A 21,459-nucleotide genomic window follows, 5' to 3' on the forward strand; every position below is an offset into this window, starting at 1 on the left:
TTGAGGCGTGCCGAGGGGGCACGCCGTCGGGGAGGTATTTGCTAATGCGAAAAACGATGTCGCTGGCCGCGGTGGTGACCGCGGCGGCAGCGCTGGTGATCACGCCGGGGGTGTCGTCGGCGACCACGCCGGCCGTGGAGATCAAGTGGGCCGCGTGCCCGTCCGACGTGGCGTTGCCGGGTCTCGAGTGCGGGACCATGCAGGTACCGCTCGACTACCGCAAGCCGTCGGGCCGCAAGACCGAGGTGATGATCTCGCGGCTGGCCAGCCAGAACCCGGAGAAGCGCAGGGGAATCCTGCTGACCAACCCGGGCGGGCCGAGCGAGGGGCTGACGTTCCCGTTCGTGCTCAAGGCTTTGGGGCTCCCACAGAGCGTGCTCGACGCGTACGACGTGATCGGCATGGACCCGCGCGGCATCGGCTACAGCTCGCCGTCGACGTGCGACATGACCGAGGAGCAGATGGCGGACGGCAGCGTTCCGCCGTACGCCAACAACTCCGCCGACGTGCGGCAGCGCGCCGCCGAGGTGAAGCAGATCGCCGAGCAGTGCCTGAAGTCGTCGTCGGCCGAGGCGTTGCCGTACAACACGACGCAGAACATCGCGCGTGACCTGGACACGGCCCGTGCGGCGCTGGGCGAGAAGAAGGCGTCGTTCCTCGGCTACTCCTACGGCTCGTACCTGGGTTCGGTGTACGCCACGCTGTTCCCGAAGACCTCCGACCGCGTCGTGATCGACAGCAACCTGCCGAAGACCGGCTGGGACGTCGAGGGCGGCCGGCTGATGGGCCGCGGCGTCGAGGACACGTTCCCGGACTTCGCGAAGTGGGCCGCGGCGCACCCCGAGTACAACCTGGGCACGACGCCCGCGCAGGTGAAGGCCAAGTTCTTCGAACTGGCCGCACGCCTCGACAAGAAGCCGTCGGTCGAGGGCATCGACGGCAAGCTGTTCCGCTTCACCGTCTTCACGAAGCTCTACGCCACGGGTGACGCGACGTTCAAGAAGATGGCCGAGTCGTGGCAGGCCTTCGACACCGGCAAGCCGCAGCCGCCGGAGGAGTACCCGCCGGTCGCGCGCGTGCAGGCCCTGCTGGCCGGACGCCTGAACGTGATCTGCGGCGACTCGGCCTGGCCGACCTCGGTCAGCACCTACGAGCGCAACGTCGCGATCGACCGCGTCAAGCACCCGATGTTCGGTGCGGCGGCCGCGAACATCCAGCCGTGCGCGTTCTGGCCGAAGCCGGTCGAGAAGCAGGTCCTGCCGTCCGACAAGGGCCCGCGCAACGTGCTGCTGGTGCAGAACGAACGCGACCCCGCGACGCCGTTGGTCGGCGCTCAGTCGACGCGCCGCGCGTTCGGTGACCGGGCCGCGCTGATCACCATCGACCAGGGCGGTCACGGCGCCTACGCGCTCGGCAAGAACAAGTGCGCCAACGACAAGGTCACCGCGTACCTGCTCGGCGGCGAACGTCCGAACGACACGAAGTGCGCAGCTGAAACTGGCTGATGACCGACAGGGCCGGTCCGCTTCCCGCGGGCCGGCCCTTGCCGTGGGAGCGCTCGCACGCTAGCTTGGCCACCGCACCAACGTCGCCGCCGAGTCCACTGTGGAACGGAGCGGCATGAAGACGTTTACACGGCTCGCGGCAACGGTTCTGTGCGCGGCAGCGCTGATCACCCCTGCCACCGCGCACGCGGCCGACCTGAACGACCCGCAGCTCAAGGACATCGCGATGCAGCTGGTGTCGAGTGCGGAGAACTCCTCTTTGGACTGGCGCGCCCAGTTCGGGTACATCGAGGACATCGACGACGGCCGCGGCTACACCGCCGGCATCATCGGCTTCTGCAGCGGCACCGGCGACATGCTCGACCTGGTCCGCCTCTACCGCGACTGGAGCCCCGGCAACGTCCTGGAGAAGTACCTCCCGGCGCTGGAACGCGTGAACGGCACCCCGTCGCACGACGGCCTCGACCCGAACTTCACGGGCGACTGGGAGCAGGCGGCCCAGGACGGCACGTTCCAGGGCGCCCAGGAACACGAACGCGACCGCGTCTACTTCGACCCGGCCGTGAACCGCGCGAAGCAGGACGGCGTCCAGGCACTAGGCCAGTTCATCTATTACGACGCAATCGTGATGCACGGCGACGGATGGGGCGATCTGGACTTTTCGTCCATCCGCCAGCGCGCACTCAACACCGGCGTTCGCCCGCCCGCGCAGGGCGGCGACGAAACCCAGTGGCTGCACGCGTTCCTGGACGCCCGCGCGTGGGCCATGAAGCAGGAGCCGGCCCACGAGGACACCAGCCGCGTCGACACAGCTCAGCGCCGCTTCCTCAACGAGGGCAAGCTGAACCTCGAACGCCCTCTCCAGTGGCACGTCTACGGCCAGCAGTTCGACATCAGGTGATCTGACGTTCCGGCGGAAGCGCGTGCAGGACAAGCGTTTCCGCCGGAATGCCGCCCCGAACGGCAATTGTCCGTTTCGCGAATTAGTAAAGACTCTTGCCAATAAAGGTCTGAACCCCTTACCGTTGCTCCCACGCCGCCCGGGCCCCCACAATCCCTGCCCCGGAGGGAACTTCGTGAAAATCACTGGTCGCCTCGCGGCCGCACTGCTGACGTGCGCCGCCCTCTTCACCACCACGGTTGGCACCGCCTCCGCGGCCAACCTGGACGAGCCCCGCCTCAAGGACATCGCGATGCAGATCGTGTCCAGCGCGGAGAACTCCTCCACGGACTGGAAGTCCCAGTTCAGCTACATCGAGGACATCGACGACGGCCGCGGCTACACCGCGGGCATCATCGGTTTCTGCAGCGGCACCGGCGACATGCTCGACCTCGTCGAGCTGTACAAGACCAAGAAGTCCGGCAACGTCCTGGAGAAGTACCTCCCGGCGCTGCGCAAGGTCAACGGCACCGACTCGCACTCGGGCCTCGACCCCAACTTCACCAAGGACTGGAAGACCGCGGCGAAGGACTCCGTCTTCAAGGCGGCACAGGAGTCCGAACGCGACCGCGTGTACTTCAACCCGGCCGTGAAGCAGGGCAAGGCCGACGGCGTGCGCGCCCTGGGCCAGTTCGCCTACTACGACGCGATCGTCGTGCACGGCGACGGCGGCGACAAGACGAGCTTCACCAACATCCGCAAGCGCGCCCTCACCAAGGCGAAGCCCCCGTCACAGGGCGGCAACGAGACCACGTGGCTCAACGCCTTCATGGACGCCCGCGTGTGGGCCATGAAGCAGGAGGCGGCCCACGAGGACGTCTCGCGCATCGAGACCGCCCAGCGCGTCTGGCTGAAGGCGGGCAACTTCGACCTGAAGACCCCGCTCAAGTGGAAGGTCTACGGCGACAGCTTCTCCATCAGCTAGTCGCACCGCTTCACCCGTGAGAAGAGGGGCGCTCCCGGCAGGAAGCGCCCCTCTTCTCACGTCCAGGAAAGGCAAGCACAGCACCAACCGCAGTCGTCAAAGCAAGGCGACCACGCACGCCAGCCCGGCGCGCGCACCCAACCGGCAGCCGTCAACGCAAAGCCAACCACCTACGAAACCTGGCACGCGAAGCCGAAGGCGAGCCCGAACGGGCCAATGCCCGCCACAGAGCCGGTTCCACCGCTCAAGGCGATTGGGGCTTGACTTTGGGTGCGAGGTGCTAGCTTCTCGAGCTCGGCCGGGCGCTTTTCAGCCCGGCCCTTTTCCGGCCGACCAGCGCCTCGCAAGGGCCCCGAAGTCAAGCCCCAATCGCAACCCCCCAGGTCTTTCGTCGAGACCCGCGCGCCCACCCTCGCAACCGCCAGCCGAAGTGTGGAACGCAACCAACCCCGCTGGAACAGGAACCGACAAACGAAAAGGGGCGTCCCGCACCGGGGACGCCCCTCCTCCGTCGTGAGAACTACAGCTGCGTCCAGTCGAGCACCGGCGCCGCGAAGTCGCGGATCGACGCGAGCAACCCGAGCCGGGCCGCCTTCACCTTCTCGTCCTCGGCCATCACCAGCACCTCGTCGAAGAACGTGTTGATCGGCCCGGTCAGCCCCTCCGCCGCGGCGAAGAACGCGGCCAGCCCGACGACGTCCCGCGACACCCCGTCGAACGCCTTGTGCAGCGCCACTTCCGCGGGCTCGCTCAACACCGAGGCGTCGTAAGCACTCTCGACCGTGCCGGGCACGATCCGCCGCACCCGCTGCAACGCCGCGGCCAGTGCGTCGAAGGACTCGTTGCCCGCCAACGCTTCCAGCTGTTCAAGCGTCTCGTCGGCGAGCACCGGCGAGTCGGCCAGCGGCAGCACCGCCTGCACGAACCGGTGCTCGTGCCCAGCGTCCAACAGGGCCTGCTCGTACCGCCGGACCGCGAACTCCCGAGCGGTCTCCAGTGCCTCGGCCGAAACCGAAAGACCCTCGGCGGCAAGCGAAAGCGCCACCGGCAACGTGATCGCCCGCAGGTCCGGGAACGCCCGCAGCACCGTCACCGCGCCGAGAGCGGCACGGCGCAGGCCGAACGGGTCGGACGAGCCGGTCGGCTGCGCGCCGATGCCGAAGAGCCCGGCCAGGAGGTCGAACCGGTCCGCCAGCGACAGCAGCGCACCCGGCACCGACGACGGCAGCGCGTCACCGGCCGAGCGGGGAAGTTCCATCTCCCACAACGCCAGCGCGACCTCGGACGTCTCGCCCGCCCGCGCCGCGTACTCGCGAGCCATCACACCGGCGAGCGACGACAGCTCGATCACCATCTGCGAGCCGAGGTCGAACTTGGCCAGCGCACCGGCCCGGTCGAGCGTCTCGCGGTCGACGTCGACGACCCCGGCGAAGCGTCCCGCCAGAGCGGCGATGCGACCCGCGCGGTCGGCCATCGACCCGAGCTTGTCCGCGAACGTCAGCTTCGCGAGACCGGCCTTCATCTCCTCCAGCGGCGTCTTCAGGTCGGCCCGCCAGAAGAACGCGGCGTCCTCGTACCGGGCCCGCAGCACGGCCTCGTTGCCCGCCCGCACCAGGTCCGCGTCGATCGACCCGTTCGCCACGGCCACGAAGTGCGGCAGCAACGCCCCGTCGGCCGCGCGCACCGGCAGGTACCGCTGGTGCTTGCGCATCACGGTGGTCAGGATCTGCGCCGGCAGCTCCAGGTACCGCTCCTCGAACGAGCCGAGGATCGGCGTGGGCCACTCGACCAGGTTCGTGACCTCGTCCAGCAGGCCGTCGACCTCCACGACACCGCCGACGGACGCCGCCAGCTCCTGCGCGGCCTCGACGATCGCGGCGGACCGCACCGACGCGTCGGCCTGGATCCCGTGCGACACCAGGAACTCCAGGTAACCGTCCGCAGTGGACACCTCGACGACCGGAGCGTCGGCCGTGCGGTGCACGCGGGTCGACGTGCCGGAGGCCAGCGACGACACCGCGACGGGCACCGGGGTCTCGCCCAGCAGCGCGAGCAGCCACCGGATCGGCCGGGTGAACGACAGCTTCGGGTCGTTCCACTTCATGTTCTTCTCGGCGCGCAGGTCCGACACGACCTCGGCCAGCAACCCGCTGAGCACCTCGACGGCGCCGCGGCCCGCGTCGGACTTGGTCAGCGCCACGAACTCGACGTCGTTCTCGACCACGCGCCCCAGCGCGGAGACCTCGACGCCCTGACCGCGCGCGAAGCCCTGCACGGCCTTCGTCGGGTTGCCGTCGGCGTCGAACGCGGCGGAGACCCGAGGCCCGCGCACGGTGCGTTCGGCGTCCGGCTCCCGCGGCGAGACTGCGGGCACGGAAACGATGATCCGGCGTGGCGTGCCGTGCACGGTGACCTCGCCGTGCGTCAGGCGGGTCGCGCCGAGCTTCGCGGACACGGCCTCGCGCACGGCGGCCACGGTCCGCAGCACCTCGTGCGGAGGCAGTTCCTCGGTGCCGATCTCGAACAGCAGCGTGGCCGGCGCCACGACGTCGGCGAACGACGAGGGCTTCGCGACCGCGGCGGGGAGTTCGGCGACCCCGAGCGGGTGCCCGAGCTCGGCCCGGCGCTCCGCCCACAACGCCGCGACCTCACGCGCCAGCCCGCGCATCCGGCCGAAGGCACGCGCGCGCTCGGTCGTCGAGATCGACCCGCGCGCGTCCAGCACGTTGAAGATGTGCGAGCACTTCAGGACGAAGCTGTGCGCCGGAACGGGCAGACGGGCGTCCAGCATCCGGCGCGCCTCGGTGGCGAACTCCTCGAACAGGCGCTTGTTGGCCTCGACGTCGGCGTCGTCGAGGTAGTACCGGGACATCTCGTACTCGGCCTGGCCGAACGCCTCGCCGTAGGAGATGCCGGGCGCGTAAGCGATCTTCTTGAAGTGGTCGACGCCCTGCAGCGCCATCATGATGCGCTCGATGCCGTAGGTGACCTCCACCGACACGGGGTCGAGCGTCATGCCGCCGGCCTGCTGGAAGTACGTGAACTGGGTGATCTCCAGCCCGTCCAGCCAGACCTCCCAGCCGAGGCCCCAGGCGCCCAGCGCGGGCGAGGCCCAGTTGTCCTCGACGAAGCGGACGTCGTGCGCGCGCACGTCGATGCCCAGCGCCTCCAGCGAGCCGAGGTAGAGCTCCTGCGGGTCGCCCGGGTCGGGCTTGAGGATGACCTGGAACTGGGTGTGCGTCTGCAGCCGGTTCGGGTTCTCGCCGTAACGGGCGTCGTCGGGCCGCACGGACGGCTCCACGTACGCCACGCGCCACGGCTCGGGACCCAGCACCCGCAGCACGGTGGCCGGGTTCAGCGTTCCCGCCCCGACCTCGGTGTTGAACGGCTGCACCACGATGCAGCCTCGGTCGGTCCAGTACTTGGTCAGCGCGAGCAGCGCGTCCTGCATCGTCAACACGGCGACGAGTCTACGAAACAGACAAAACCGCTGGTCAGGGGGTCTGAATCGGGTGGCCCTCGCCACTGTGTCACCCTGTGCACAACCGAGTGGACCTCCCGCACGTCTACTTGGAGTACCCGGATGTGCTGAGAGGAGTGGGTGTGGACAACCGGCCGCCGCGGCCAGGAGACCCGAACGGGAATCCCAGGCGACCCTCCGCCACCCCGCGCCCCCAGGCGGGCCAGCCCCGCCGCCCGCAGACGCCCCCGCGCGCCGCTGACCAGCAAGGTCGTCAGCCGGGCCGGGCGGAACCGCCGCGCAGGGAACCCCCGAAGCGCGCGGAACCGCCGCGCTCCGACCCCCCGCGCCGCACGTCGGCGAACCGGAGCGAGCCACCCCGCCGGGAGCCCCAGCGCCGCGACCCGGCGGACCGGAACGAGCCGCCCCGCCGCACGTCGGCGAACCGCTCGGAGCCGCCGCGCCGCGCGTCCGTCGGCCGCACCGACCCGCCTCGCGCCACGTCGTCGGCGCCGCGCCCGCGTCCGGTAGCCGACCGCCCGACGGTCCGGACCACCCCCGCGAAGGCGAAGGCCGAGGCAGCGCCCCGCCCGCGTCCCAGGCCGGCGGCGGCACGCAGGCCGAGCAGCGCCCAGCGCGGCGCGTCCACCGGCGCCAAGATCTTCCTCAGCATGCTGTCCGCCACGATCCTGCTGGTCACCGGCATCGCGTGGCAGAACCTGACGGCACTGACCGACGGCCTGACCAAGCAGGACCTGAACCTCGCCGACGCCGGGGAGAAGCCCGCCGACGGCGCGATCGACATCCTGCTCGTCGGCATGGACAGCCGCACCGACTCCAAGGGCAACCCGCTGCCGCAGGAGATCCTCAACGAACTGCAGGCCGGCGGCAGCGACGACGGCGGTTTCAACACCGACACGCTGATCCTGCTGCACATCCCGAACGACAGCGGCAAGGCGTACGCCGTGTCGTTCCCGCGCGACTCCTACGTGAAGATCGCGGGCGGGTTCGGCCGACACAAGATCAACTCAGCCTACGGCTACGCCAAGAACCAGGCCGCCGAGAAGCTCCAGGGCAGCGGCAAGGCCGCGCCCGACGTCGAGATGGAGTCGCGCAAGGAAGGCGCGAACAACCTCATCGCGACCATCCAGGACCTGACCGGCGCGACGATCGACCACTACGCCGAGGTCAACCTGGTCGGCTTCTACGAGATCACCAAGGCCATCGGCGGCATCGACGTCTGCCTCAACACCAAGGTGCGCGACAGCTTCTCCGGCGCGAACTTCCCGGCGGGCCAGCAGACCATCGAGGGCAAGAACGCGCTCGCGTTCGTCCGCCAGCGGCACGGCCTGCCGATGGGCGACCTCGACCGCGTCGTGCGCCAGCAGGTCTTCATGGCGGGTCTCGCCAAGAAGATGCTGTCGGCGGGCGTGCTCACCGACAGCACCAAGCGCAGCGACATGATCAAGGCCGTGAGCGGCGCGATCGTGCTCGACGACGGCTGGGACATCACCAAGTTCGCCCTGCAGATGAAGGACATGACGGGCGGCAACATGACGTTCCAGACCATCCCGACCGGCAACCCCGACCTGCAGACGCCCGAGGACGGCTCGGCGGTCGAGGTGGACGCCGCCGAGGTCAAGACGTTCGTCAAGAACCTCGGCAAGGCGCCCGCGTCGAACAGCCCGGCCGACCCGAAGTTCGACAAGGCCTCGGTCACGGTCGACGTCCGCAACGCCTCCGGCCAGCCCGGTCTCGCCGCCACGGTGCTCGAGTCGCTCGTCGCGAAGGGCTTCACCGGCGGCCAGACGGGCAACGCCGACGCCCTGGCGAAGTCGGTCGTCCGGTACGGCAAGGGCGGCGAGGCGGGCGCGAACGCCGTCTCCGAGGCCCTCGGCGGCGTGAAGATCGAAGAGGACGTCAACGTGCCCGCGGGCGCGGCCCGCGTCTTCCTCGGCTCCGACTACTCGGGTCCCGGATCGCAGGGTTTCGCCGGCTCGGGAGTGCTCGCCCTGGACGGTGCGCGTCAGCAACCGGCTGACCCCGCGGCCCCTCCGCCCATCTCCGCAGACGGCGTGCGCTGCGTAAACTGATACTGAGAGTAGAGATGTATAGCCCGTTCGGGGGATTCTGCCAGTAAGTTGCGTAAGCGACGAAGCACCAGCGCCTTCCATCACCGTGAGATGCGCTCACGGGGTGGAGGGACCAGTGCAGACTGCGAACGGCCAAATCGACACAGCGGCGTACCAGCGCGTGCTCGGTGATGAGATCCGCAGCCTTCGCAAGCAGCGCGGATGGACCCGCAAGGAACTGAACAAGCGGTTGCAGACGGAGATCTCGCTGCAGACGCTCGCGACGTACGAGCTGGGCACGCGGCAGTGTTCCGTCGTGCGCCTGGTGGAGATCTGTCACGCCCTGGACGTTCCGGCACACGAAGTCCTCGCTCGTGTGCACGAACGCTTCTTCGGCGACGCCCCCGCCGGGCACCTGACGCTGAGCCTCACCGCGATCGCCGCGAGCGACAACCCGCGCATCCTGCCGTTGAAGCGGTGGGCGGCGGGCCGGCTGCACGCGTTGCCGCCGGGCGCGTCCCCGGAGATCCACCTCGACCTGCCGGCGTTGGAGAACATGGCTCAGCTGTGCCAGTTGCCGACGGTGGAGCTCATCAGGATCCTCCGCGGACTGAGCCGGTAGTCGCACCGAACCCGGTTCACAGCAACGAAACGACCGTGCGGAAAGGGGCGAATTCCAACGCCGGTAGAGTCTTTGGGGTGAACGATTCCCCCGCCCGCCTCCCTCTGCGGACCGCAGCCGCCGTGAAGCTGGGCAACCTGAGCTCCACGTTGTCGCAGAAGATGGGCCTCGGCGCCGGTGGCATGATCGGCGGCCGGGTCGCGCTGAAGCTCGACCCGCAGGCGCTCAACCGCCTCACCCAGGGCCGCACCGTCGCCGTCGTCACGGGCACCAACGGCAAGACCACCAGCACGATGATGCTGGCGAGGGCCGTGGGCGCGCTGGGCGAGGTCGCCACGAACCACAGCGGCGCGAACATGCCCGACGGCCACGTCACGGCGCTCTCGAAGCAGCCGGACGCGCCGTACGCGGTGCTGGAGTGCGACGAGGCCTACTTCCCGGCCGTCGCGGGCGCCAGCAACCCGTCCGTCGCGGTGGTCCTGAACCTCTCGCGCGACCAGCTCGACCGGGTCGGCGAGGTCCGCACGATCGAGCGCTCGCTGCGCGACGCGATCAACAAGCTGCAGAACTGCACGATCGTCGCCAACTGCGACGACGTGATGGTGACGAGCGCGGCGTGGAACGCCTCCAAGGTCGTCTGGGTCGCCACCGGCACCGGCTGGCACCACGACTCGGCGAGCTGCCCGCGCTGCGGCAGCCCGATCCGCTGGCAGGGCGAGCACTGGCACTGCACCGGCTGCGACCTGGCACGGCCGCACCCGAACTGGATCACCGCCGACGAGGCCATGATCACGCCGGAGCACCGCAAGCTGGAGCTGCGCCTCACGCTGCCGGGCAAGTTCAACCAGGCCAACGCCGTCATGGCGTCCGCCGCGGCCCACGCGATGGGCGTGCCCGCGGACGAGGCCGTGCGCAGGCTGCGCGGCGTCTCCAACGTGAGTGGCCGCTACCGCACGATCACCCGCAACGGCCGCAGCGCGCGGCTGCTGCTCTCCAAGAACCCCGCGGGCTGGAGCGAGACGCTCACGGTCGTCAAGGAGGCCAACCACCCGGCCGTCCTGGTGATCAACGCCCAGGAGGCCGACGGCCGCGACCTGTCGTGGCTGTGGGACGTCCCGTTCGAACGCCTGCAGGGCCGCACGGTCATCGCGTCCGGCGAGCGCGCCACCGACCTGGCCGTGCGCCTGACGTACGCCGAGGTCCAGCACACGATCGTGCCGGACCCGTTGAAGGCCATCGACCAGATGCCCCAGGGCGCGGTCGAGGTCATCGCCAACTACACCGCGTTCCGCGACTTGAATGCCAGGGCTGCCGCTGATGAGTGAGTCGACAATCCAGATCGCGCTCGTGCTGCCGGATCTCCTCGGCACGTACGGCGACTTCGGCAACGCCGTGGTCCTCGAGAAGCGCATGAAGTGGCGCGGCATCAAGGCCGAGATCGTGCCGATCAACTACGGCCAGCCGGTGCCGGACTCGTGCGACATCTACGTCGTGGGCGGCGGTGAGGACACCGCGCAGACGCTGGCGGTGAAGCACCTGCGCGAGCACCCCGGCCTGCAGCGCGCCGTCACGAAGAACGCCGTGGTGCTGGGCGTGTGCGCCGGCATCCAGATCTTCGGCGAGAGCTTCACCCGTGCCGACAACGTCACGCACCCCGGCATGGGCCTGATCGACTCGTCGTCCCACGCGGGCGGCAGCCGGGCGATCGGCGAGGTCGTGGCCGAGCCGGCGAACGGCCTGTTCGCGGGTCCGCTGATCGGCTTCGAGAACCACCAGGGCCGCACCACGCTGGGCCCGGCCGCCCGGCCGCTGGCGCACGTCAAGGTCGGCACGGGCAACGACGGCAGCGTCGAGGGCGCCGTGCAGGGCCGGATCGTCTGCACCTACCTGCACGGCCCGGTGCTGCCGCGCAACCCCGCTCTGGCGGACATGCTGATCGAGTGGGCGACGGGCACGAAGGTCGCTCCGATCGACCTCCCCGCCGTCACCGCTATGCGGGCTGAGCGGGTGAAGGCAGCTTCATAAGGCGGTTTTCGACGCCTGGCCAGATCACGGTCATGACGTAGTCGGTTGCGAGCGCGGGTCCTACCTTGGGCCTGCGCTCCATCCACACCGCGAGCCGTTCCGTCGCCCCGACGACGATCTCCGCGAACGCCTCCGCCTCCAGCGGGTCGATGTCCGGCGTGAACGACGCCAGCACGGCCCCGATCATGTCCGTCTGCTGCTGACGGATGCCCTCGACCTCCTCCTGCGCCGACGGCACGGCCACGGCCGCCTCCTGCCGCAGCAGTGCCCACGACTTGCGGTGCTCGTCGATGAACTCGAAGAACGCGCGGAGCCCGAGCCGGAGGAACTCCTCCGGGTTCTGCGCGCCCGAGATCGCCGCCGCCGTCTTCTCCCGCAACTCGGTGCGCGCGCGATGGATGCACCCGATGAGCAGGCCTTCTTTAGAGCCGAAGTACTCGTAGAGCATCGGCTTGGAGACGCCGACGCGTTCGGCGATCTCGTCCATCGACGTGGCCAGATACCCCTGCTCGGCGAAGATCTCCTCCGCGACGGTGAGCATTTGAGCCATGCGCTGGGCCTTGGGCATGCGGCGCCGCGGAGCAGTCACGAACGGAGTCTACCGCTCGTAACTTACTTCGAGTAACCTACTGCGAAGTAGCCACCGCGAGCGGAGGGACTCCCCCATGCACCGGACGACGAAAGTGCTCGTCATCGGCACCGGCTTCTCCGGCCTGGGCATGGCCATCGAGCTGAAGCGCCGGGGTGAGCACGACTTCGTGGTGCTGGAGAAGGCGGCCGACGTCGGCGGCACCTGGCGGGACAACAACTACCCGGGCTGCGCCTGCGACGTGCCGTCGCACATGTACTCGTTCTCGTTCGAGATGAACCCGAAGTGGTCGCGGATGTTCGCACAGCAGGGCGAGATCCAGACCTACCTGCTGCGCGTCACCGAGAAGTACCGGCTGCGGCCGCACATCCGCTTCAACACCAAGGTGTCCGGGGCGCAGTGGGACGACGATGCCAAGCGCTGGACCGTCACGACCGAGCAGGGCGACACGTACACGGCCCAGGCGCTGGTCGCGGGCGTCGGCGCGTTGCACATCCCGAACGTCCCGGAACTGCCCGGCATCGAGAACTTCGCCGGCGAGGCGTTCCACTCGGCGCAGTGGAACCACGACCTCGACCTGACCGGCAAGCGCGTGGCCGTGATCGGCACGGGCGCGTCGGCGATCCAGTTCGTGCCGAAGATCGCCGGGCAGGTCGCGTCGATGAAGATCTTCCAGCGCACGCCGCCGTGGATCATGCCCAAGGCGGACCGGTCGATCAACGGCTGGGAGCAGAAGCTGTTCCGCGCCTTGCCGTTCACGCAACGGGCGTACCGCAACTTCGTGTACTGGACCCGCGAGTCGTCCGCGCTGGGGTTCGCGGTGAACCCGAAGATCATGCAGTTCGCGCAGGGGATCGCGTTGCGGCACATGAAGAAGCAGGTGCCGGACCCGGAGCTGCGCCGCAAGCTCAAGCCCGACTACACGATGGGCTGCAAGCGCGTGCTGATCTCCAACGACTTCTACCCCGCGCTGGGCTACCCGAGCGTGGACCTGGTGACGGACAAGGTCTCCGAGGTGCGCGAGAAGTCCATCGTGGACAGTGCGGGCGTCGAGCACGAGGTCGACGTCATCATCTACGGCACCGGGTTCCACGTCGTCGACTCGTTCGACTACCTGGACATCCAGGGCAAGGGCGGGGTCGACCTCGCCAAGCAGTGGCGGGAGAAGGGGATCGAGACCTATTTCGGCATCACGGTCTCGGGCTTCCCCAACCTGTTCTTCCTGCTGGGCCCCAACACCGGACTCGGGCACAACTCGGTCGTGTTCATGATCGAGTCCCAGATCCGGTACATCTCGCAGTGCCTCCAGCTCCTCGACAAACACCGCGCAGAGGAGTTGGACGTACGAGTGGAGGCCCAGCAGGAGTTCAACCGCGAGATCCAGCAGAAGCTCACCAAGGGCGTGTGGACCCAGGGCGGGTGCAAGAGCTGGTACCTCGACGCGCAGGGCGTGAACCGCACCGTGTGGCCGGGATTCACCTGGCGGTACTGGATGCGGACCAAGCGCGTGCGCGCCGAGGACTACGTGCTGACTACGGCTGGACGATGACCTTCAGGGCGGTCCGCTCGTCCATCGCCTGGTAGCCCAGGGCGACGTCGTCGAGCGAGACCGTCCGGTCGAAGACGGGGCCGGGGTCGATGCGCCCGGCGAGCACGTCCGCGAGCAGCTCGGGCAGGTACGCGCGGGCCGGGGCGACACCGCCACCGATGGCGATGTTGCGGTTGAAGAGCTTGTTCAACGGCAGCCCCGGCATCTCGTGCGGCACGCCGACGTACCCGATCCGGCCGCCGTCGCGCACGATGCCCATCGCGGTCTCCCACGACTGCTCGGTGCCGACGCACTCGAGCACCGCCGACGCGCCGAGCCCGCCGGTCATCTCCTTGATCCGCTCGATCGCGGCATCACCGCGTTCGGCGACCTGGTCCGTGGCGCCGAAGAGCTGGGCGATCTTGGCGCGGTCCTCGTGGCGTCCCATCGCGATGATCCGCTCGGCACCGAGGCGCTTGGCCGCGAGCACACCGCACAGGCCGACCGCGCCGTCACCGACGACCGCGACCGTGCTGCCCGCCACCACCCCGGCGCCCATGGCCGCGTGGTGACCGGTGCCCATGACGTCGCTGAGGCTCAGGAACGCGGGCAGCAGCGCCGCCGGGGCGTCCGCGGGCACCCGGACCAGCGTGCCGTCGGCCTGCGGCACCCGCACGGCCTCGCCCTGCCCGCCGTCGCTGCCCTTGCTGCCCCAGAACCCGCCGGCGCGGCACGACGTCTGCAACCCGGCCTGGCAGTACGCGCACGTGCCGTCGCTCCACACGAACGGCGCGATGACGCGGTCGCCGACGTTGACGGACTTCACCGCGCTGCCGACCTCCTCGACGATGCCGAGGAACTCGTGCCCGATCCGCTGCCCCTCCTGGCGCTTCGCCACGCCGCGGTACGCCCACAGGTCGCTGCCGCAGATGCACGCCAGCTCGACCCGGACGACGACGTCGGTGGCCTCCTGAACGGCCGCGTCCGGCACCTCCTCGACGCGGATGTCCTTGGTGCCGTAGATCGTCGTAGCCCGCACTCGGAGCCCTCCTCATGTCTCGTTGCCCAACCGTTACATCGTCCTCCTGTCCTCGGGTTTCCGCCGAATCGAGACACTGTGGAATTGCTTACTCATGCTTACTATCGAGGGCGTGATCACAGGCCTGGTGCAAGCCCGCGGCATCCGTTACGCGACCGCTGACCGTTTCGCCCCGCCGACTCCCGTTGCCTGGGACGGCGAGCGCGGCTCCACGCGTGGCCCGGCCTGCCCGCAACCGCCGTCCGCACTCGTCGCCGTCGTCGGCAACTCGGTCGAGGGCCTGGAGTTCTCCGAGCACTGCCAGGTGCTGTCGGTCACCGCCCCCGCCGACGCCTCCGGCCTCCCGGTGATGGTCTGGTTCCACGGCGGCGCCTACGTGACGGGCAGCGGCGAGTCGTTCAAGTACGAGACGACGTTGCTCGCGTCCGAGGGCGTGGTGGTCGTCAGCGTCAGCTACCGCCTGGGCGTCTTCGGCTACCTGCGCGACAACCTCGGCCTGCAGGACCAGTTCGTCGCGCTGCGCTGGGTCCGCGACAACATCGCGTCGTTCGGCGGCGACCCGTCCAACGTCACGATCTTCGGCCAGTCCGCGGGCGGCGACTCCGTCTACGCGCTGATGCTGACCGACACCGAGGCCCTGTTCCACCGCGCGATCATGCAAAGCGCACCCCTGGGCACCCGCAGCCCGGAACGCGCCGACATGACCGCGGCCCTCCAGACCGCCGTCGAGGTAGACGCCACGACGCCCGTAGTGGACGTCCTCGCCGCCCAGGCCGCCGCCGTGGCGTCGGTGGGCCCGCAGTTCGCCCCGTCCGGCGGCATGCCGTTCGCCCCCGTCGTCGAGGGCGACCTGGGCGCGGCCGCCTCGCGCGTCGAACTGCTCATCGGCCACACCGCCGACGACGGCAGCCCGTACGTCCCCAGCCGCGAGCACTGGGAGGCCGTGACCGAGCTGATCTTCGCCGGCGGCGCCCGCTCGTTCGTGGCGGACTTTGCCGCGGCGGGCGGCGAGGTCGCCACCTACCTGTTCAGGTGGGCACCGGAAGGCGCCCCGCTGGGCTCCTGCCACTGCATGGAGCTCCCGTTCCTCTTCGACCCGGAGCCGTGGCTCGGCGCGGGCATGCTCGCCGGCGCCAAGCCGGACCCCGACCTGGCGCGGACCATCCGGAGCACGTGGGCGGGTTTCGCCAGGGAAGGCCTGGCCGCCCTCCCGTCCCGCACGCTTGAATTCGGCGGGTGACCGACCTCCGCAGCACCTTCGGCACCGACGCGGCCCGCTACCGGCGGGCACGTCCCGCCTACCCCGCCGAGCTCTTCACGCACCTGACCGGTCCGCGCATCCTGGAGATCGCGCCGGGCACCGGTCAGGCCACGTTGCCGTTGACCGCCCTGGGCCACGTCACGGCCGTCGAGCTGAGCCCGGCACTCGCCGCCCTGGCCCGCGTGCACGCCCCCGCCGCCGACGTGGTCGTGGCGGACTTCGACCACTGGCCGCTCCCGTCCGACGCGTTCGACCTCGTGGTGTGCGCGACGGCGTTCCACTGGCTCGACCCGGCCACCCGCATGTCGCGCTGTGCCGCCGCTTTGCGCACCGGCGGCGTGCTCGCGGTGATCTCGACCCATCACGTGGCGGGAGGCACCTCGCGGTTCTTCGTGGACGTCCAGGAGTGCTACGAGCGCTGGGACCCGTCCACCCCGCCGAACCTGCGCCTCTCCCCCGCCGCCGCGATCCCGCGCGAGTTCGACGAGAGCGACCTGTTCGGCCGGCCCGCGTTCCACCGCTTCGAGTGGGAGCAGGCCTACGACACCGAGGCGTACGCCGACCTGCTCCTCACCTACTCGAACCACATCGCGCTGCCGACCCGTGACCGGCTGATCGCGGACATCAGGTCGTTGATCGACACCCGGCACGACGGCCGCGTGGTGAAGCGGTACATGACCCAGCTGGCCGTCGCTACGCGCAGGTGATGCGCGGCGAGGCCCAGTCGCCGTGGTCGGAGTTGATGCCGTCGCCGGCGTCGGTCAGCACCAGCCGCAGGGTCTCGGCGCCGCTGACCGACGCGGTGAGCCTCACCGCCGCGTCGGTCCCGGTGAGCCGCCCCGACTCCGCCACCTTCACGTCGTCCGCGAACACCTGGAACACCACCGACCCGCGCCCCGCGGCCACCTCGTCGTCCACCCCGACGTCCACGGTCAGCGAGGAACACTTGCGCCCCAGGTAGAACTCGATCGCCGAGGCCGCGTGCGCCCCGAACCCGCGCGCGTGCCCGACACCGTTGATCGCGATCGCCTTACCGTCACCGGCGCCCTGGCCGCCGACGGACCGGTCGATCTCGACGGGCCCCCAGCCGTTGGCCGAGGACGAGGCCCCGAACGCGGACAGGTCGGAGACACCGGCCGGCGGGGTCGGGCGTGGCCCGTTCGAGGAGACCCGGTAGAGCACCGTGCCGTGCGAGGGCACCGAGGCCGAGATGGTGCCGGTGGTCGTGCGGGTGGCCTTGGTCCACAGGTCCTTCAGCACCGCCGGGCCGCTCATGCCGATCTCGGCCAGCGAGGTCGAGATCGTCTGGGTGGAGCCCGACTTGTTGAACAGCGCCACCGCCTTGTCGCCGCCCGCCAGCGGTTTCACGATCACGTCGACGCCCGACGTGCCGGTGGTGCGGATCCGCTTGCCCTGCACGCCCAGCCTGTCCTGGTCGATGGCGATCACGTCGCGGTTCTCCAGGATCGTGAACGTGTCGGCGGAGACCTTGCGCAGGTCAGAACCGATCAGCAGCGGCGCGGCCATGACGGCCCACAGCGAGAAGTGGCTGCGGTACTGGGTGGAGCTCATCTTGCCGTTGCCGACCTCCAGCATGTCGGGGTCGTTCCACCGGCCAGGGCCCGCGTAGGAGTCGAGCACCACGTTCTTCTCGTAGATGTCCATGGTGCGTGGCCAGGTGTCGTTGATGTCGCCCGTGGTGCGCCAGAGGTGTCCCGTGTCGGAGGACCACTCCCACGGCTTGTTCTGGCCCCATTCGCAGAGCGAGAACACGATCGGACGGCCGGTCTTCTTGAGTGCGTCACGCATCTTGCGGTAACGCTGCTTCGCGTCAACGCCCTGGTTGTTGCAGTTGTCGTACTTCAGGTAATCGACGCCCCACGACGCGAACTGCTGCGCGTCGGACTCCTCGTGGCCCAGACCGCCGGGGAAGCCGTTGTCCTTGTTGCACGTCTTGGTGCCGGCGCTGGTGTAGATGCCGAACTTCAGGCCCTTGGAGTGGACGTAGTCGGCGACGGCCTTGATGCCGTTGGGAAAACGCGTGCGGTGCGGGACGAGCTTGCCCGCGGCGTCGCGGGTCTTCTCGGCCCAGCAGTCGTCGATGTTGACGTACTCGTAGCCCGCGTCCTTCAGGCCCTTGCTGACGAAGATGTCGGCGATGCCCTTGACCATCGCCTCGGTGAACTCGGCCCGGCAGGCCGTGGTGTTCCAGTTGTTGAAGCCCATCGGCGGGGTCAGGGCGAGGCCGTCCGGCAACGCCGAGGCCGCCGGCACGGCCAGTCCGAAACTGACCATCGTGGACACGATCGCAAGCGCGGCAATGCGCATGAGAACTCCCTTTTCGTCAGGCGGGCAGACCCCAGGGCCTGCCCGGAGTCGTGATGGCGATCGGCCGCACGGCCAGATCGGGACGGCGGCCCTTCGGGTGCACGAGCACTTCCTGCCCGCGCCGCAACGGGATCTCCAGCGTCCCGTCGCCGCGGTCCCGGTACCGCACCGGGCTCACCGCGGTCACCGGGTCCGGGTTGAGCACGTACCCGTCCGGCAGCGGGTTGAAGTCCGCGCGAGGCGGAATCGCCAACGCCGGCACGAACTCGATCGCCGGCCGCTCGGTCCCGGAAGCGCTGAAGTCCAACGAGAACACCGAGCGTTCGGAGTGGACGCAGGCGGCGAACGTGATCACGCCGGCCGCCGCGATCTTCAGGTTCCCGACAGGAAGCCGGCACACGCCGAACCGGCTGCCGCCGGTGTCGCGGTGATCCTGCACGTCGGCGCGCTGCACGATGAACCTGACGACGTTCCCCTCGGCGTGGACGACGCGCCCGTCACCGAGGAACGGGGCCTGTCCGTACCGGGTCGGCGGCCGCCGCCAGACAAGATCCTGTGCCCCGACGAACTCTTTCCAGGACCGTTCCGACATGCCGGAACACCCGAAGACCTCCGATGGCCCGGTCCCTTTCCCGGTCGCCGCCCCCGACTGACCCAGCGGCACCGCCACCGTGGCATCGCCGAGAAAACCCCTTATGCCAAAGACCATCACCCACTCCTCGCCCGCGCATGACGACTACTCACGTTCAGCTGCGCGGCGAGGCAGCCTGGTCTGGACAAGTCGAAAGGTAGGAGTTCTGGGGCACATCGCGCAAGACCCAACCGAGAACAACACGAAGCAACAACCGGGTGCTGCTCACCCTGCAAGATGGGCAAGACGCCTAGGATGTGCCGCCAAAGGGGCGGGGAGGACACGCACGAGCCGTGCCCTGGTACGAGGAGGTGGCATGGCCGTGTCGACAACGGCGTTCAACGAGGGAAGGACCCCGCAACGGGGCCGTCCTCGAGACGCCAGCAGGGACGACGCTTTACGTCAGGCAGCGCTGGAGGTGATGGCCGAGGTCGGGTACCGGGCGCTCACCATGGACGCCGTGGCCGCGCGGGCCAGGGCGGGCAAGGCGACGATCTACCGGCGGTGGGAGTCGAAGCTCGATCTCGTGATCGACACGTGCACCCAGCTCGCCACGCAGAACCTCGCGGCACCGGACACCGGCTCACTGGCCGGGGACCTGCGCGAGTTCCTCTCGTCGTTCGCCGCGTTCCTCTCGGGACCGATCGGCAAGGCGGCTCAGGCACTCGTGGGCGAACTGCCGCACGAGCCGGAGCTGGCGGCGGCGTTCCGGGAGACGTTCCTGATCTCGCAACGCGATGTGCTGCGCGGAATTCTCGACCGGGCCGCCGAACGGGGCGAGCTGCGCGCCGACGCGCCGCGCGGCATGGCCGTCGAGATCGCGGGCGCCGCGTTGATCTACCGGCTGATGCTGACCGGGGACCCGCTCGACGAGCCGTTCGTGGAGAAGGTCGTCGAGCAGGTGCTCCTGCCGTTGGTGCGTTCTTAGCGGAACAGCTTGCGGACCAGCGCGAAGCCGACCACGGCGCCGACCGCGATCAGCGTGTACTTGACCTTGGGCTGGCTCAGCACGTCGAGCACGGACGACTTGCCCTGCTCGACGAGCTTCTGCGGGTTGGCCCGCTCGCTGAGCTCGTCCAGGGTGGCGGCCAGCGCGGCGCGAGCCTGCTCGATCTCGCGCTGGATGGTGTCGGGATCGCGAGCCACATGTCCTCCTAGCAGCGGTTCTGCCCGCAACCGTAGTGGACGGTCAGGACCGCGGCTTCGCGCGACCCGCGAGAGCGAGTCCACGGAGGGGCTATAGGCTTCTCCGCGAGGGGTCGTAGCCCAATTGGCAGAGGCACTGGGTTTAGGTCCCAGCCAGTGGGGGTTCGAGTCCCCCCGACCTCATTGATCTGCGGTTTTCAGTGGTTCGCCGCGGGGGCTGGCCCGCGGCGAACTGCCCTCAGGTTAGCCGCGGCGACACCGGGTGTATCACCAGTGAACTGCTCGGCGAGGCGCTCGCGGCCGTAGAGCCGCACGGACTCCAGCTGCTCGAACCGGCCCGCGCCGGTGAACATGAGCAACGACTTCGCCACCAGCGCCGACAGCAGCACCAGCACCCGGTCCGACGGCAGGTCGCACGCCTGCACGGCGACGTCCAGACCGAACCCGCCCGGTCCCTTCGAGATGCACCGGAAGACGTGCTGCTCGTCGGCGCTCAGCCGTTCGTAGCTCCAGCCGATCGCGGCGCGCAGGCTCTGGTGCCGCACCGCCGCGGTGCGGTTGCCGCGGTTGAGGAGTTCCAGGCGGTCGTCCAGGCGCGCCAGGAGTTCCTGGACGGGCAGCACGGTCACGAGCCTCGCCGCGAGCTCGATCGCGAGCGGCAGGCGGTCCAGGCGGTCGCAGAGGGCGGCGATCGCGTTGCGGTCGCCGAGCCGCAGCCCCACCTGGTTCGCGCGGGCGCGGTCGGCGAACAGGTCCACGGCGTCCGTGATCGACAACGGCTCTACGGCGAACAGGACCTCGCCCGGCACCCGCAGCGGTTCGCGGCTCGTCGCGATCACCGAGAGGCCGGGGCAGCCGAGCAGCAACGGCTCCAGCAGCGCCGCGCACTCCCGTGCGACGTGTTCGCAGTTGTCCAGCACCAGCACGGTCCTGCGGGCCGCCAGAGCGCTCACGAGTGTGCTCAGCGCCGGTTCGGAGGTCTGCTCGCCCAACGCCTCGGCGCACGCCCGTGCGACGTCCTGGGCGTCGTCGAGCTCGACCCAGGTCGCGTCCTTCGCGAGCTCCTTGACCAACCGGCTCTTGCCGACGCCCGCCGGTCCGACGAGCGTCAGCACGCGCGGCCCGACCCTGGCGAGACGGGCCAGTTCGGCGTCGCGGCCGATGAAACTGTCCAGTGCCGTAACGGGTTCGTGGACGCGCTGCCGGTAGGCCCGTTGCCGGCAGGCGTTCGAGCAGTACCTCGCGTGTCTGCGCCGGGAGGTGGCGGTCGCGGTGCCGCAGATCGCACACGTCCCCACCAGGTCAGCCATCGAACCCGATCGTAGTCAAACGATTACATGCCGGAAAGGCCTTTCCCTCCGGTTGTGGACCAATGGCCCTCGACCGCG

At 69.5% G+C, this 21,459-nt stretch carries 19 protein-coding genes and 1 tRNA gene; 12 read left to right on the forward strand and 8 right to left on the reverse strand.

Annotated elements, in window-relative coordinates; genetic code table 11:
- The first annotated feature begins 44 nt into the window (after positions 1 to 44).
- The 3 genes from ACFWNN_RS32160 (at position 45) to ACFWNN_RS32170 (ending at position 3,370) form a co-directional block, all read left to right on the forward strand.
- Entirely contained in the window at positions 45 to 1,505 is a 1,461-nt protein-coding gene (locus tag ACFWNN_RS32160; RefSeq protein ID WP_382443697.1) for an alpha/beta hydrolase, read from the forward strand.
- Positions 1,506 to 1,620: 115 nt separating this feature from the next.
- Positions 1,621 to 2,406, forward strand: coding sequence for a chitosanase (locus tag ACFWNN_RS32165; RefSeq protein ID WP_382443698.1), 786 nt, complete (start codon positions 1,621 to 1,623; stop codon positions 2,404 to 2,406).
- 175 nt (positions 2,407 to 2,581) lie between these two features.
- Complete coding sequence (locus tag ACFWNN_RS32170; RefSeq protein ID WP_382443699.1) at positions 2,582 to 3,370, forward strand: chitosanase; 789 nt, start codon at positions 2,582 to 2,584, stop codon at positions 3,368 to 3,370.
- Positions 3,371 to 3,890: 520 nt separating this feature from the next.
- On the opposite strand, the gene ACFWNN_RS32175 is transcribed toward ACFWNN_RS32170, so the two are convergent.
- Both ACFWNN_RS32175 and ACFWNN_RS32180 read right to left on the reverse strand, forming a co-directional pair.
- Positions 3,891 to 6,821: a glycine--tRNA ligase gene (locus tag ACFWNN_RS32175; RefSeq protein WP_382443818.1), complete on the reverse strand. Its 2,931-nt coding sequence runs from the start codon at positions 6,819 to 6,821 to the stop codon at positions 3,891 to 3,893.
- Positions 6,822 to 7,104: 283 nt separating this feature from the next.
- On the reverse strand, positions 7,105 to 7,503 hold the full coding sequence (locus tag ACFWNN_RS32180; protein ID WP_382443700.1) for a hypothetical protein: 399 nt from the start codon (positions 7,501 to 7,503) through the stop codon (positions 7,105 to 7,107).
- Here ACFWNN_RS32180 and ACFWNN_RS32185 point away from each other — a divergent pair.
- The 4 genes from ACFWNN_RS32185 (at position 7,502) to ACFWNN_RS32200 (ending at position 11,549) form a co-directional block, all read left to right on the forward strand.
- The gene (locus ACFWNN_RS32185) at positions 7,502 to 8,923 is read left to right on the forward strand and encodes an LCP family protein (protein ID WP_382443701.1); all 1,422 of its coding nucleotides are present in this window, start codon (positions 7,502 to 7,504) and stop codon (positions 8,921 to 8,923) included. The two genes, ACFWNN_RS32180 and ACFWNN_RS32185, sit on opposite strands and share 2 nt — an antisense overlap.
- A gap of 115 nt (positions 8,924 to 9,038) precedes the next feature.
- A complete protein-coding gene (locus ACFWNN_RS32190) occupies positions 9,039 to 9,524 on the forward strand; it encodes a helix-turn-helix domain-containing protein (RefSeq protein ID WP_382443702.1) in 486 nt (161 codons plus the stop codon).
- A 77-nt stretch (positions 9,525 to 9,601) separates the two neighbouring features.
- Positions 9,602 to 10,849, forward strand: a complete 1,248-nt coding sequence (locus tag ACFWNN_RS32195) for a MurT ligase domain-containing protein (RefSeq protein WP_382443703.1) — start codon at positions 9,602 to 9,604, stop codon at positions 10,847 to 10,849.
- Complete coding sequence (locus tag ACFWNN_RS32200) at positions 10,842 to 11,549, forward strand: type 1 glutamine amidotransferase (RefSeq protein ID WP_382443704.1); 708 nt, start codon at positions 10,842 to 10,844, stop codon at positions 11,547 to 11,549. Before ACFWNN_RS32195 ends, ACFWNN_RS32200 begins: the two co-directional genes overlap by 8 nt.
- On the opposite strand, the gene ACFWNN_RS32205 is transcribed toward ACFWNN_RS32200, so the two are convergent.
- Positions 11,515 to 12,117, reverse strand: coding sequence for a TetR/AcrR family transcriptional regulator (locus tag ACFWNN_RS32205; RefSeq protein WP_382443819.1), 603 nt, complete (start codon positions 12,115 to 12,117; stop codon positions 11,515 to 11,517). The genes ACFWNN_RS32200 and ACFWNN_RS32205 overlap by 35 nt on opposite strands.
- Positions 12,118 to 12,214: 97 nt before the next feature.
- Between ACFWNN_RS32205 and ACFWNN_RS32210 the strand changes: the two genes are divergently transcribed.
- On the forward strand, positions 12,215 to 13,687 hold the full coding sequence (locus ACFWNN_RS32210; RefSeq protein WP_382443705.1) for a flavin-containing monooxygenase: 1,473 nt from the start codon (positions 12,215 to 12,217) through the stop codon (positions 13,685 to 13,687).
- Here ACFWNN_RS32210 and ACFWNN_RS32215 read toward each other — a convergent pair.
- Positions 13,671 to 14,705, reverse strand: a complete 1,035-nt coding sequence (locus ACFWNN_RS32215; protein WP_382443706.1) for a zinc-dependent alcohol dehydrogenase family protein — start codon at positions 14,703 to 14,705, stop codon at positions 13,671 to 13,673. The genes ACFWNN_RS32210 and ACFWNN_RS32215 overlap by 17 nt on opposite strands.
- A gap of 112 nt (positions 14,706 to 14,817) precedes the next feature.
- On the opposite strand from ACFWNN_RS32215, the gene ACFWNN_RS32220 reads away from it, so the two are divergent.
- Together ACFWNN_RS32220 and ACFWNN_RS32225 are read left to right on the forward strand one after the other, a co-directional pair.
- Positions 14,818 to 15,945 carry a carboxylesterase family protein gene (locus ACFWNN_RS32220; protein ID WP_382443707.1) on the forward strand — a complete coding sequence of 376 codons (1,128 nt, stop codon included), beginning with the start codon at positions 14,818 to 14,820 and terminating at the stop codon, positions 15,943 to 15,945.
- Entirely contained in the window at positions 15,942 to 16,673 is a 732-nt protein-coding gene (locus ACFWNN_RS32225) for a class I SAM-dependent methyltransferase (RefSeq protein ID WP_382443708.1), read from the forward strand. The genes ACFWNN_RS32220 and ACFWNN_RS32225 overlap by 4 nt, the downstream gene beginning before the upstream one ends.
- On the opposite strand, the gene ACFWNN_RS32230 is transcribed toward ACFWNN_RS32225, so the two are convergent.
- Together ACFWNN_RS32230 and ACFWNN_RS32235 are read right to left on the reverse strand one after the other, a co-directional pair.
- Positions 16,660 to 18,294 (reverse strand): NPCBM/NEW2 domain-containing protein, encoded by a 1,635-nt coding sequence (locus ACFWNN_RS32230; protein ID WP_382443709.1) that lies wholly within the window; start codon positions 18,292 to 18,294, stop codon positions 16,660 to 16,662. The genes ACFWNN_RS32225 and ACFWNN_RS32230 overlap by 14 nt on opposite strands.
- Before the next feature lie 16 nt (positions 18,295 to 18,310).
- A complete protein-coding gene (locus ACFWNN_RS32235) occupies positions 18,311 to 18,886 on the reverse strand; it encodes a hypothetical protein (protein ID WP_382443710.1) in 576 nt (191 codons plus the stop codon).
- A gap of 355 nt (positions 18,887 to 19,241) precedes the next feature.
- Here ACFWNN_RS32235 and ACFWNN_RS32240 point away from each other — a divergent pair, with 355 nt between their 5' ends.
- Positions 19,242 to 19,853 carry a TetR/AcrR family transcriptional regulator gene (locus ACFWNN_RS32240; RefSeq protein WP_382443711.1) on the forward strand — a complete coding sequence of 204 codons (612 nt, stop codon included), beginning with the start codon at positions 19,242 to 19,244 and terminating at the stop codon, positions 19,851 to 19,853.
- Here ACFWNN_RS32240 and ACFWNN_RS32245 read toward each other — a convergent pair.
- Positions 19,850 to 20,071, reverse strand: coding sequence for a DUF3618 domain-containing protein (locus ACFWNN_RS32245; protein ID WP_285638153.1), 222 nt, complete (start codon positions 20,069 to 20,071; stop codon positions 19,850 to 19,852). The genes ACFWNN_RS32240 and ACFWNN_RS32245 overlap by 4 nt on opposite strands.
- A 109-nt stretch (positions 20,072 to 20,180) precedes the next feature.
- On the opposite strand from ACFWNN_RS32245, the gene ACFWNN_RS32250 reads away from it, so the two are divergent.
- A tRNA-Leu gene (locus ACFWNN_RS32250) sits at positions 20,181 to 20,254 on the forward strand.
- Between the two features lie 14 nt (positions 20,255 to 20,268).
- On the opposite strand, the gene ACFWNN_RS32255 is transcribed toward ACFWNN_RS32250, so the two are convergent.
- Positions 20,269 to 21,381 (reverse strand): ATP-binding protein, encoded by a 1,113-nt coding sequence (locus ACFWNN_RS32255; RefSeq protein ID WP_382443712.1) that lies wholly within the window; start codon positions 21,379 to 21,381, stop codon positions 20,269 to 20,271.
- Positions 21,382 to 21,459 lie beyond the last annotated feature (78 nt).

The organism is Lentzea sp. NPDC058450, assembly GCF_042721395.1.
Taxonomy (GTDB): domain Bacteria; phylum Actinomycetota; class Actinomycetes; order Mycobacteriales; family Pseudonocardiaceae; genus Lentzea.

Bases quoted from the DNA above. Each gene is read 5' to 3' on its own strand.
- ACFWNN_RS32180 (WP_382443700.1), bottom strand. From the start codon at position 7,503: ATGCTGAGGAAGATCTTGGCGCCGGTGGACGCGCCGCGCTGGGCGCTG.
- ACFWNN_RS32175 (WP_382443818.1), bottom strand. From the start codon at position 6,821: ATGCAGGACGCGCTGCTCGCGCTGACCAAGTACTGGACCGACCGAGGC.
- ACFWNN_RS32240 (WP_382443711.1), top strand. From the start codon at position 19,242: ATGGCCGTGTCGACAACGGCGTTCAACGAGGGAAGGACCCCGCAACGG.
- ACFWNN_RS32185 (WP_382443701.1), top strand. From the start codon at position 7,502: ATGCTGTCCGCCACGATCCTGCTGGTCACCGGCATCGCGTGGCAGAAC.
- ACFWNN_RS32165 (WP_382443698.1), top strand. From the start codon at position 1,621: ATGAAGACGTTTACACGGCTCGCGGCAACGGTTCTGTGCGCGGCAGCG.
- ACFWNN_RS32160 (WP_382443697.1), top strand. From the start codon at position 45: ATGCGAAAAACGATGTCGCTGGCCGCGGTGGTGACCGCGGCGGCAGCG.
- ACFWNN_RS32255 (WP_382443712.1), bottom strand. From the start codon at position 21,381: ATGGCTGACCTGGTGGGGACGTGTGCGATCTGCGGCACCGCGACCGCC.
- ACFWNN_RS32200 (WP_382443704.1), top strand. From the start codon at position 10,842: ATGAGTGAGTCGACAATCCAGATCGCGCTCGTGCTGCCGGATCTCCTC.
- ACFWNN_RS32205 (WP_382443819.1), bottom strand. From the start codon at position 12,117: ATGCCCAAGGCCCAGCGCATGGCTCAAATGCTCACCGTCGCGGAGGAG.
- ACFWNN_RS32210 (WP_382443705.1), top strand. From the start codon at position 12,215: ATGCACCGGACGACGAAAGTGCTCGTCATCGGCACCGGCTTCTCCGGC.
- ACFWNN_RS32230 (WP_382443709.1), bottom strand. From the start codon at position 18,294: ATGCGCATTGCCGCGCTTGCGATCGTGTCCACGATGGTCAGTTTCGGA.
- ACFWNN_RS32235 (WP_382443710.1), bottom strand. From the start codon at position 18,886: ATGTCGGAACGGTCCTGGAAAGAGTTCGTCGGGGCACAGGATCTTGTC.